At 63.3% G+C, this 12,216-nt stretch carries 8 protein-coding genes; 3 read left to right on the top strand and 5 right to left on the bottom strand.

Features of this window, described 5'->3' with window-relative positions; genetic code table 11:
• Positions 1-417 precede the first annotated feature (417 nt).
• From G3O01_RS20415 to aspT (G3O01_RS20400), 4 genes are all read right to left on the bottom strand, one after another.
• A complete protein-coding gene (locus G3O01_RS20415; RefSeq protein WP_205806947.1) occupies positions 418-1,644 on the bottom strand; it encodes an aminotransferase class V-fold PLP-dependent enzyme in 1,227 nt (408 codons plus the stop codon).
• A gap of 147 nt (positions 1,645-1,791) precedes the next feature.
• On the bottom strand, positions 1,792-3,441 hold the full coding sequence (locus G3O01_RS20410) for a bifunctional aspartate transaminase/aspartate 4-decarboxylase (protein WP_205806946.1): 1,650 nt from the start codon (positions 3,439-3,441) through the stop codon (positions 1,792-1,794).
• A gap of 67 nt (positions 3,442-3,508) precedes the next feature.
• Complete coding sequence (gene aspT, locus G3O01_RS20405; RefSeq protein WP_205806945.1) at positions 3,509-5,194, bottom strand: aspartate-alanine antiporter; 1,686 nt, start codon at positions 5,192-5,194, stop codon at positions 3,509-3,511.
• A gap of 157 nt (positions 5,195-5,351) precedes the next feature.
• Positions 5,352-7,043: an aspartate-alanine antiporter gene (gene aspT / locus G3O01_RS20400; RefSeq protein WP_205806944.1), complete on the bottom strand. Its 1,692-nt coding sequence runs from the start codon at positions 7,041-7,043 to the stop codon at positions 5,352-5,354.
• Positions 7,044-7,625: 582 nt separating this feature from the next.
• Here aspT (G3O01_RS20400) and G3O01_RS20395 point away from each other — a divergent pair.
• Together G3O01_RS20395 and G3O01_RS20390 are read left to right on the top strand one after the other, a co-directional pair.
• On the top strand, positions 7,626-8,627 hold the full coding sequence (locus tag G3O01_RS20395; protein ID WP_205806943.1) for a LysR family transcriptional regulator: 1,002 nt from the start codon (positions 7,626-7,628) through the stop codon (positions 8,625-8,627).
• 63 nt (positions 8,628-8,690) lie between these two features.
• Entirely contained in the window at positions 8,691-9,698 is a 1,008-nt protein-coding gene (locus G3O01_RS20390) for a 2-hydroxyacid dehydrogenase (protein WP_205806942.1), read from the top strand.
• 803 nt (positions 9,699-10,501) lie between these two features.
• Here G3O01_RS20390 and G3O01_RS20385 read toward each other — a convergent pair.
• Entirely contained in the window at positions 10,502-11,038 is a 537-nt protein-coding gene (locus tag G3O01_RS20385) for a hypothetical protein (protein WP_205806941.1), read from the bottom strand.
• Between the two features lie 273 nt (positions 11,039-11,311).
• On the opposite strand from G3O01_RS20385, the gene G3O01_RS20380 reads away from it, so the two are divergent.
• Complete coding sequence (locus tag G3O01_RS20380; protein ID WP_241024120.1) at positions 11,312-12,157, top strand: crotonase/enoyl-CoA hydratase family protein; 846 nt, start codon at positions 11,312-11,314, stop codon at positions 12,155-12,157.
• The last annotated feature ends 59 nt before the right edge of the window (positions 12,158-12,216 follow it).

Raw genomic sequence — 12,216 nt, 5'->3', positions numbered from 1 at the left:
CCATCGCGGCGTACACACATCACTCCGGACTGAAAACCACGATCGGTGTCGTAAGTGCGCCGATGTGCGAAGCACTACGACCTACACACAGTTTGCCACCTGGGCGGCAGCGACCATTCGCTGCCGTTGGCTGTGCTACGGGTGTTTGAAGTGGGTGAGGCGCGCGTTAAGGGCGCTGGCAACGGGCGGGGACTGAGAAGTTGCCGTGTGAAGGAGAGGACCCGCTGGGGGCCCTCAGGCAGTGGTCAAGAATTGGCGGTGTTAGCCCGCTTTCTTTGCTTACTTTCTTTGCGGCGGCAAAGAAAGTAAGTGCCGCCCCGCACAGGGGCAACGCCTGAACCAGGCAAAACATCACGCGGATGCCAGCGAAAACACAAGCAAACCACCCCAAAGCGTCGCAAGACAAAAAAACAACCGTCAATCTCGCCCAGCCAAAGCCCGCTCCAAAGCCGCCACGCCAGCTGGCAAATCAACCAAAACCCCAAGCTCGACCATAGAGCGCCCAAACGCATGCAAAGTGCGAAAAAGATTATGAGCACGAGCCTGCTCGCCCATCTGCCCGATGCGGACAATGGGAAGCCCGAAAGAACCTGAAATCTCCACCTGATGATGCCGCGAGATATGCGCGCAAATATCAGCCGGCGTGAGCCTGGAAGCAGAAGACCCGGAAGGCACTTCAATCCCGACAACCGAATTCAACCGGCACTCGGCGGGAGCAAACAACGTCAGCCCCATTGCACTAATGCCGGCCTGCAAGGCCAGAGAACACTTCAAATGCCGTGCAAACCGCTTCTCCAGCGTCTCGGCACAAACCAGCCTCAAAGCCTCATGCAGAGCCAACACGCCGGAAACAGGCGCCGTGTAGTGATACCCCGCGTTGTGCCAGAAATTCTCAGCCAGCGACGCATCCAGACACCAATGCGCACTCGCAGCCGGCCGCCCCTTCACCCGCTCCCACGCCGCGTCGGAAAAGGCAATCAAGGACACGCCCGGAATCGACGACAAGCCCTTCTGCCCACCCGTAATCACGGCGTCGATACCCCACGCATCCATATCGAGCGGCATCGTCGACAACGTACAAACCGCATCGACAACCACTAACGCGCCCGCCTTCTTCGCCAGCGCCGCAATGTCCTTAAGGTGATAGTTCCAGACGGTGTTGGACGTCTCGCCCTGCACGATCGTCACGATCTCCGGACGCGTGCGGCGGATCGCTTCCTCGACCTGCTCGAGCGTCGCAACGGCACGGTCGCCGACTTCAAGCAGCGAGACATCCGCGCCGACGCGCCGCCCCATCTCCGCCATCCGCGCGCTGAAAAAGCCGTTCTTGATGCTCAGCACGCGCGTGCCCTGCCACGCCAGATTGGAAATCGCCATTTCCATCGCGGCCGAGCCCGGCCCCGCCACGCCCAGCACCCACTTCGAGTTCGTCTGGAACACGTAGCGCGCCATCGTCTTCACCTGCCCGACCACCTTGGCCATCGTGTTGCCCAGATGGTTGATGACGATCGCATTGGCCTTCGCCACGGCAGCGGGGATCGGCACCGGGCCGGCGCCCATCATCAGAAGAGGCTCTTCGGGAAGAATCGCGTCGAGCGATTCGACTTCAGGACAGGGAACGACGTAGGACGTTGTAGTGGTCATGATCGGAACGCGTGGAACGATGAACAGGAACAGAAAAAACGGCCCGCCGCGCGCAGCAACACCTGCGGGCGGCGGGCAATCGTTCGATCATTCACCCATATGCGCGTTTGCGCAAGAGATGCATCCCGGTCTATGCCGGCCAGATTGTCACTTGACCTCTCTGCGCCGGATGTTCTTGCCCGTCTCCTTGTTGTAGCGCTCGACATATTCGTCCGTGAGCTTGCGGATCGCGCGGCCGATCTTGCGGTAGTCGGACTCGTTGAGATTCGCGAGCGACACACGCCCCGACGGATGCTTCGTGCCGAAACCCATACCCGGCAGCAGCACGACGCGTGCATCGCTGGCAAGACGGAACAGCAGCTCCGACGCCTCCGTGTGCTTGAGCAGCCAGTCGACGAACTCGCGGCCATACGCCCGCTCGCCGAAGTACTCCATGTCGATGATCGAGTAGTAGTCGACCTGGTTCGCGTCCTTCTCGTCGAATGCGATGCCGATCTCTTCGTAAAGCGCGCGCTTGCGGCTGCGGATCAGGCGCTTCAATGCGTTCTTGTACGCATCGGGCGTGTCCATCAGCGAGAACAGCGAGAACAGGACCATCTGCACCTGTTGCGGCGTCGACAGGCCCGCCGTGTGATTCAGCGCGACGGTGCGACTGTCGGCAACGAGCCGGTCGATGAACTTCAGCTTGTCCGGCTCCGTCGTGATCGACTCGTAACGATGATGCAGGATCTTCTTGACGTCCTTCGGCAACTCGGAAATCAGCTTGTCGAGGATATTGTCCTTATGCGTCGCGATCGTGCCGAGACGCCAGCCCGTCGCGCCGAAGTACTTCGAGTACGAGTACACGAGAATCGTGTTCTTCGGGGCGAGCGCGAAGAGCGACACGAAGTCGTCGGCAAACGTGCCGTACACGTCGTCAGTCAGCAGGATCAGGTCGGGCCGCTCCTTGACGATCTCCGCGATGTATTCGAGGCTCTCGTCGCTGATCTTCACGGAAGGCGGATTGCTCGGGTTCACGAGGAAGAACGCCTTCACCTTCGGATCGCGCAGCTTGTCGAGTTCGGCCTTCGAGTACTGCCAGTTGTTCTCCACATCCGCATCCAGATTGACGACGTTCAGCTCGTAGTCGTTGAGCGTCGGAATCTCGATGTACGGCGTGAAGATCGGCCGGCCGAGCGCGATGGTGTCGCCCGCCTTGATCAGATGGTTCTGCTTCATCGTGTTGAAGATGTACGTCATCGCGGCCGTGCCGCCTTCGACAGCGAAGATGTCGAACTCGCCGACGAACGGATACTTGCCGATCATCTCGCGCCGCAGATACTGCCCGACAATGACTTCCGACAGCTTCAGCATCCGGTCCGGCACCGGGTAGTTCGACGCGAGAATGCCTTCGCACATTTCATAGAGAAAATCGGTGCCCGACAGACCTAGCTGATCGCGGACATACGACACGGCGCCCGCGAGAAAGTCGATGCCCGGCACGCCCTTGTTCTCGCGCAGGAACAGCTCGAAGCGCTCGGCCAGCCCTTCACGCTTCGGAAAGCCGCCGACGCCTTCCGGCATATATGCAAACGAACGCTCCGATTCGCGCATCGCGAAGAGGCCGAGTTGCCAGAAGCCGTGGCGAGGGATCGTCGCGAGAAAGTTCGGGTTGCCGCGGCCGGCGTTGAGCATCGACACATTGGCCGGACGCTCGACGGCGCCGCCGCCCGCCGCCTTGATCAGCTCGTCCTTCAGCTCGAAAGGACTCAGTGCCTGCAGCGCTGCCTGATCCTTGCCCTTGTTGTCCTTTGCCATGATGCGTTCTCCAGTGAAAGGGGAAATGCGCCGGCGCGCACCCGCGTTCTGCCGGCGCGAGTGCGGTTCAGACCAGCCCGACGACGAGCGGTCCCAGCAATGTCAGCAGTACGTTCGCAATCGCATAGGTGATCGCGAACGGCACGGTCGGCACGGCGCTCTCGGCCTTGTCCAGCACGCCGCCGAATGCCGGGTTCGCGCTGCGCGAACCGGACAGCGCGCCCGCCAGAATGGCGGCGTTGTCGTAACGCAGCACATAGCGGCCGAACAGCATCGTGAGAATCAGCGGCAGCAACGTGACGACCACGCCGAGCAGGAAGATCGTGACGCCCAGTTCCTTGATCGTCGTCACCGCCTGCAAGCCCGAATTCAGGCCGACCACGGAGACGAACGCCGCCAGCCCGAAGTCCTGCAAGAGCCGCGACGCGGCGGGCGGCATCACGCCGTACATCGGGTGCTTGCCGCGCATCCAGCCGAACACGAGGCCCGCGAGCAGGCAGCCGCCGCCCGAGCCGAGCGTGAGCGGCACGCCGCCGACGTTGACCACGATCAGCCCGATCAACAGACCGATGACCATGCCGACACCCATGTAGATGAAGTCGGTCTTGATCGAGTACGGCAGCTCGTAGCCCGTCGCCGCGACGGCGCGCTTCGTGTCCTTGGCGGAGCCGAAGTACGTCAGCACGTCGCCGTGCTCGAGCTGCGTTTCGGGCAGGATCGGCACCGGCTGACCAACGCGCGTGATGCTTTCGAGAAACACGCCGTGGCGCAGATCGCGGTCGACGGTCTCGCGCACTTTCTGGATGGTCGTGTGGTTCAGGCCTTTCGCGGTGAACACGGCCTGGCGCGTCTGCATCACGGCGCTGACATCCGTCACGTCCGAGACTTCCGTGCCGATCTTCGGCGCGACGGGCACCATGCCTTCACGGCGGCCGACCACGAGCACGATGTCATCGGCGGCGAGCACGACGTCGGGCCCCGGCTCGATCTCCTTGCCGGCGCGGCGAATCTTCTCGACCGACACGAAATCCTGCGCGCTCATTTCGATCTCGGACACCTTGCGCCCCGCCGCCGGTCCGACCCTGAACGCGCGCCCCACCAGTTCGGGCAGCGCCGCCAGTTGCCCCGGCGCGCGCGACGGCGTGCCGCCCGCTAGCTTCGCTTCGGCATCCAGCGCGGCCGAGCGCAGGTCGCGGCCCATGAACTTGGGCAGGATGTTCACGCACACGATGATCGCGCCGAGCGAGCCGAACACGTACGTGACCGCGTAGGCGATCGCCACGTCTGACTGAAGCGATTTGACCTCTTCGGGCGGCAGGCCGAGACGCGCGATCGCATCGCCGGCCGTGCCGATAATGGCCGACTGCGTGAGCGCGCCGCCCGCCAGCCCCGCGGCGAGCCCCTTGTTCAGATGGAAAATCTTCGCGCAGATAATCACCGTGACGAGTGCCGACACGGCGAGAAAGAGCGCCATCGCGATTTCGCGCAACGTCTTGCGATTGAGCGAGTTGAAGAAGCCCGGCCCCGAGTCGTAGCCGACCGCGTAAATGAAGACGGCGAACATCACCGCTTTCACGCCGTTGTCGATAGAAACACCCGCCTGGCTGATCACGACAGCCGCCAGCAGCGAGCCGCCGACGCCGCCCAGCTGGAACTTGCCGAAGTTGATCTGGCCGATGTAATACCCGACGGCCAGCGACAGGAACAACGCTATCTCTGGTGACTTGTGGAAGATGTTGTGTATCCAGTCCATCGTGCCCTCTCAATGAAAACGCGCGGGTGGCCCGCGACGGAACGCGGCGGACGACGTGGCACTACCGTCCGCAGCCCCTGCCCGCGCAAACCGTTACGGCTCGCGCGGCCATCCGATGCTGTATCCGTTCACTGCTGTTCGCCGATAGCGCGCCCGCTCATCGACCGTGAAATTGCGCGGCCAGCCCGACGACCACGGGGCCCATCAGCGGCAGCAGGATGTTCGACAGCGCGTACGTGATCGTGTAGCCGATGACGGGTGTCGAATTGCCCGTCACGCCGACGAGCGCGCTGATCGCGGGCGTGCTGCACTGCTGGCCGGCGATGGCGCCGAGCAGCATCGGCGGATCGAGTTTCAGGAACATCCGGCCGATCCACAGCGACAGCAGACCCGGCACCAGCACCATCAGGATTCCGGCGACCGGCAGCGCGAGGCCGTACTGATGCACGAGCTTGATCGCGTCCGGCCCGGCCGACAGACCGACCGCGGCGATGAAGGTCGCGAGCCCGAAATCCTTGAGAATCTGCGCCGCCGCCGGCGGCAGCGAGCCGACGATCGGATGGAACGAACGGGCCCAGCCGAATAGCAACCCCGACAGCAGACATCCACCGCCCGTGCCGAGCGCGAGCGTGACGCCGCCGAACGTGCCCGACAGCCGCCCGATCGCCATGCCGACCAGCACGCCAAGCCCTAGATAGATGAAATCGGTCTTCAAGGTAGCGGGCAGCAGATAGCCCAGACGCTGCGCGCCGCGCAGCACGTCTGCCTTTGTGCCGACCAGTGTCAGCACGTCGCCGCGATTGAGTACGGTGCCGGGCAACGCGGGCACGCGGTTCTCGAGGCGCGTCACGGCTGCGATGTAGATGCCGCGTCCCTGCACGGGATCCGCGCGCTCGCGCAGCTGGCGGATCGTCGCGCCGTGCGCGTCCTTGCGCGTGAGCACGACGTCGATCCGGTCGGCGAGCGCCGTCGAAAAATGATGGCCCGACGCGACTTCGTCGCCGAGCGCCGGCGCGGCTTCGACCATCGCTTCGCGCCGCCCGGCCACGAGGATCAGATCGCCCGCCGCGAGCATGAGGTCGGGCGCGACGGCCAGCTGCGCGCCGTCGCGCTCAATCTGCTCGATGGTCAGGTTGTGGCCGTATTGCGCCTCGAACGCACCGACGCTCACGCCCGCCGCCGGGCCGACGCGAAACGCGCGCCCCACCAGCGCAGGCGCGGCGAGCCGCTCGCCTTCGTCGAGCGAATCTCCGCCGCCGAGTTGCCGCCACAGGCGCTCCGCCTCTTCGCGCAGGTTCACGCGCAACAGCAGCGCCGCGAACTGGCTCGTGAAAAGCACGATCGTGATAAGTCCGAACAGGTAGCTGACGCTGTACGCGGTGACGATATTCGCTTGCAGGCGCAACGTGTCGGCGTCGGGCAAGCCGAGCTTCGCGACGGCTTCCGACGCCGTGCCGATCACGGCCGATTCCGTCGCCGCGCCCGCCAGCAGGCCTGCTGCCGTGCCGGGATCGAGATGCAGCAGCGCAACGGCGAACATCACGAGCGCGAGCACCGAAACGATCTCGACCACCGACAGCAGTCCGTACCGCCAGCCTCGCCCGACATTGGCGAAGAACTGCGGCCCGCCCGTGAAGCCGAGCGCGAAGATGAAGAGTGCGAACGCGACATTCTTGAGATCGGGCGACAACCGCGCACCCGTCTGGCCGAGCAGCAGCGACACGATCAGCGTGCCGCAGACGCCTCCCAGCTGGATCGGGCCTATCTTGAAAGAACCAATGAAATATCCGAGCGCAAGGCTCGCGAACAGCGCAATCTCCGGCTGCGACTTAAGCAATTCGGCGACCATGTTCGGATTTCCCGGCAAAGCGGATGATTGTATGAATCTTTTTAAAAAATCACGCCCGCAATAATCCACACGGCAATAAGTCGCGGTTAATGGAAATGCGCGCGAATATCAGGCGGAATTAACCAGCCTTATTCGAAGCGGAATGTCATGCGCCGCACTGACATGCATATGTCAGCTCACGATGGCGCATGTGATGAGAAGCCTTGTGTCAGCTTGTGTTGCTTCCGTTGACAGACATCGTTCCCTCGCAAAGTTGTCGAACAACCGGAACAGCATTCTTCGGCCAGATGGCCTTTTTTATGTCCGTATTGAAGCGCGCGGAAAATCGTATGATCGATTTCCGCGAAAATGACAAAAACGCCAGCTTTTTACAATTGCGAAATAGCGTTGTCGTTTTTATAAATATTGTAATCCCCAGCGACTGTCAATATTATTTTTGAGCCGGATCTGTAAATTCCTGCGCCGCCGGATTGTCTGCAATCCGACGGTATGACACCCGCAAAGGCCGACGCAGAAAAACTGCCGCACGCCACAGCCGGGTTAACGACGCGCGGCAGCACCGCGCTTTACGAGGGCGCCACCATGAATCAGATCTACGCAATGCGGGTCTTTGTCCGGGTCGCCGAAACACAGAGCTTCAGGCGCGCGGCCCAGCAACTGAAAGTGTCGAATGCACTCGTGACACGCTCGATCGCCACGCTCGAAGCGCATCTGCACGCGCGGCTCATCAACCGCACCACCCGCAATCTTTCGCTGACGGAGGCGGGCACGCACTATCTGGAAGGCTGTCGCGGGCTGCTCGAGGAACTCGATCATCTGGAAGGCTCCGTCGCCGGCACCGAGCGCGAGCCGGGCGGCACGCTGCGCGTGGTCGCGACGGGCGCGCTGTCGCCGCAGGCGCTCACGCAATTGCTCGACGGCTACCGCCGGCGTTATCCGAAAGTGCGCATCAGGCTCACGCTCGCCGAGCGCTTGCCGCATCTGATCGAAGACGGCTACGACGTGGGCCTGTTCATCGCAGGCGGCGCGCCGCCGACGGGCACGTCCACCGCTTCCGCCGATACCGACAGCATCGAACTGTCGTTCGCGACACAGCGTCTCGTCGCCTGTGCCGCGCCGTCGTATCTGGCGGCCCGCGAGGAACCGCGCCATCCCGATCATCTGGTGCTGCATTCGTGCATCGCCACGCCTTCCGAGCAGCGCGGCCCGATCGTCTGGCATTTCGTCGACAGCGAAGGCGATGCGCAGCCGGTCGCGCTGGAGCCGTCGTACATGGTCAACAGCCCGCTGCTGGTGCGGCTTGCGGCGATTGCGGGGATGGGCGTCGCGGTGCTGCCCGAGCCGCTCGTGGCCGACGATTTCGCGACGGGCGCACTCAGGCGCATCATGCAGGGCTATACGGTCGACGAGTCGCAGGCCAAGGTGTCGCTCGTCTATCCGCGCCGCCGCCACCTGCCCGCGAAAACGCGCGCGTTCGTCGACTACACGCTCGAGCATGCGGGTTGTCCCGCATCAGCTTTGCCTGCCGACGCGCATGCGATCATGCCGCATGACCTGCATCTGGCCGCGCAGCATGCTTCGTGACGCGTACACCGTTGCCCGCGCAGCGATGACACCCGGCGAAGGCCAACGAGGAGGCCAATCACCATGCGCATGATCCTGTTCAGCAGCCGCCAGTACGACATCGACACGTTCACCGAGTCGAATGCCGCGTTCCGCTACGAGTTGCACTTCCAGGAGTCGCATCTCGAAGCAGACACGGCCGTGCTGGCCGAAGGCTATGAAGTGGTGTGCCCGTTCGTCAACGACACCGTCGACGCCGCCACGCTCGAACGTCTGCACGCGGGCGGCACGCGGTTGATCGCGCTGCGCTCGGCGGGCTTCAATCACGTCGATCTGGCGGCGGCGCAGCGGCTCGGCATCGGCGTCGTGCGCGTGCCCGCCTATTCGCCGCACGCGGTCGCCGAGCATGCCGTCGGGATGATTCTCGCGCTGAACCGCAAGCTTGCGCGTGCCGTCGCTCGCACGCGTGAGGGCGATTTCTCGCTGAACGGGCTGCTTGGCTTCGATCTGCACGGCAAGACGGTGGGCGTGATCGGCACGGGCATCATCGGCCGGTGCTTCGCGCGGATCATGGCGGGCTTCGGCATGCAGGTGCTCGCGCACGATCCCGGCCCGCCTTCCACGGAACTGCTCGCGCTCGGCGGGCGCTACGTGCCGCTCGACACGCTGCTCGCGGATTCTGACATCGTCAGTCTGCATTGCCCGCTGCTGCCGTCGACGTATCACATGATCGACCGGCATGCGCTCGCGAAGATGAAGCGCGGCGCGATGCTGATCAACACGGGGCGCGGCGGGCTGGTGGAGAGCAACGCGCTGGTCGGCGCGCTCAAGAGCGGCCAGCTGGGGCATCTCGGGCTCGACGTGTATGAGGAAGAAGGCGGAATCTTTTTCGAGGATCACTCGAATCTGCCGTTGCAGGATGACGTGCTGGCGCGGTTGTTGATGTTTCCGAATGTGATCGTCACGGCGCATCAGGCGTTTTTTACTCGCGAGGCCATGACTGAAATCGCGCAGACGACGCTGGCTAATGTCGAGGCTTGGCGAGATGGCACGCCGAGGAATGTGGTTGAGGCGCCGCCGGCTAGTGGTTAGGGTTGGGTTTTTTGCTGCGCAGGCTGTGGGGGTTGGTTTTGGTTTTTTGCGCTGGCGTCTGCGTGGTATGGCCTGCGGCGCTGGGTTGATCTGCTTGGGTTTTCGCTGGCATCCGCGGTTTGTTATCGGTTCTTCACGCATCGCCCCTGTGCGGGGCGGCACCTACTTTTCTTTGCCGCGGCAAAGAAAAGTAGGCAAAAGAAAGCCGCTGAACACCGCCAATCCTTGTTTCTGCCTGAGGGCCCTCAACGGGTCCTCCACTTCACACGGCAACCTGCCTTTCACTGCCCGTTGCCAACGCTCCTATTGAGCGCCTCACCCGCTTCACACTCCCGCGTCGCCACATGCACGATCGCATCGCCCACGTTCTATAGCGGCAAACTGTGTGTAGGCTGTCGCGGCGTAGGCGCTCCACTCCGGACTGAAAAGCACGATCGGTGTCGTAGGAGCGCTGAGGTGTGAGGCACTACGACCTACACACAGTTTGCCACCTGGGCGGCCGTGACCATTCGCTGCCGTTTGCCGCGCTACGGGTGCTTGAAGCGGGTGAGGCGTTTATTCAAGGCGTTGGTAACGGGCATTGAAAGGCAGAACGCCGTGTGAAGTGGAGGACCCGTTGGGGGCCCTCAGGCAACGGTCAAGAACGGGCGGTGTTAGCCCGCTTTCTTTGCTTACTTTCTTTGCGGCGGCAAAGAAAGTAAGTGCCGCCCCGCACAGGGGCAACGCATGAAGCACCAGTAACAAACCGCGGATGCCAGCGCAAAGACAAAAAAACCATCCACGCGCTGCGCGCCAATAAAACCCTAACCTGCAGAAATCGGCCGCAACGCAGTGCGCGCATCATCAGCCGCGCCACAGTATTGCCGCAACAGCGCCGCCTCGCGCTCATGCACTTCTACGGGAAACCAGACGGCGCCCGCCGCCACCAGATACCTTGCCCGATGCTGCCCATTTCGAAACGCGACCACGCCTTCATGCTCCAGCCGCAGCATGCCAAGCAGCCCCGGCGCACGCCGCGTCGAAATCGTCACATAAGGCATCTGCGGAATCCGCGCGTTCGACGGATCGAGAAACTCGCGAATCCCGCGCAATTTCCCCTGATGCCACTCCTGCACAGGCCGCAGCACGTAATCGGTGTCATCGCGATCGGCACATGCAATCAGCTTGCGCGCATCGACCAGCACGACCTGATGGCGCGTGCCGTCCGTCGTGAAGACGCGCTTCAGGCGCACGTGGCCGTACGGCGGATGATCGTGCAGCGGCACGATCCAGACAGGCTCGCTGCCGGTCGACGGCGCTGCCACGGAAGGCGTTGTCGGTAGTTCCATTAATGAGGACATCGGGCGTACTCCATGCGCCGGTGCGTGCGCGCGCCCTGGCTGTTCAAAATTCGCCTAAGCTACGAGTCGATTGTTAAAACTGCGTGACTTGTCAGCAAGCGATTCGCGCTGCATCGCCGCCTGTGCGCCACGCATCGTCGCGTCGGCTGTTACTTCCTGGTTTAGCGGTCGTTTCGCGCGGTTCTTTAGGGTGTCGCCGCTTCCATCGACGCATATTTCCAGTACTTTTCTTTCAGTCTAGGTCGTGCAGCGCAGCACGCACCGGGGGGAACGATGGCTAGCGAACATTTCAGCGAATCTGTACGAATCGAAACTGCACAAAAAACCTCAACTGCACAGAATCAGCAAGTTGCGCTCCCGCTCGATGCCGTGGCGACGATCGTCATCGACCGCCCTGCGCGCCGCAATGCCGTCGACCGTCCGACGGCGGAAGCGCTTTCTGCCGCCTTCCGCCGCTTCGAAGCGAACGACGCGTGGCGCGTCGCCGTGCTGACGGGCGCAGGCGGCACCTTCTGCGCGGGCGCGGACCTCACTGCTCTACAAGACGACGCACGGCGCAACGAATTGCACGCTGACGGCAGCGGCCCCGGACCGATGGGACCGACGCGCATGATGTTCACCAAGCCCGTCATTGCGGCGATTGCGGGCCACGCGGTGGCGGGTGGCCTCGAACTCGCGGCGATGTGCGATCTGCGCGTGGTCGAAGCAGACGCCGTGCTGGGCGTCTTCTGCCGGCGCGTGGGGATTCCACTGATCGATGGCGGGACGATCCGGCTGCCGCGGCTGATCGGCCAGTCGCGCGCGCTCGATCTCATCCTGACGGGCCGCGCCGTTTCCGCCGATGAAGCGCTCGCAATCGGTCTCGCCAATCGCGTCGTGCCGAACGGCACCGCCCGCGCCGCCGCCGAACAACTGGCCGCCGAACTGGCCGCGTTCCCGCAGGCGGCGCTGCTCGCGGACCGCCGCTCTGTCTACGAAAACTCGCCGCTCGACAATCTGCCCGAAGCACTGCGCCGCGAAGGTGCGGGCGGCTACGCGGCAGTGTTCGCGCAGGGGCTGACGGGAGCCGCCGCGTTCGCGAGCGGCGCGGGTCGTCACGGCGCAGCTTTCGACACCTGAGCACGACGAAGCCCAACAAAAAAGTCCCTTGAAATAAGGGGTTTTCGCAGCGCAATCGC

The organism is Burkholderia sp. Ac-20365 (assembly GCF_017104715.1).
Taxonomy (GTDB): Bacteria; Pseudomonadota; Gammaproteobacteria; order Burkholderiales; family Burkholderiaceae; genus Paraburkholderia.
This window is presented reverse-complemented; position numbering and strand designations above follow the sequence as displayed.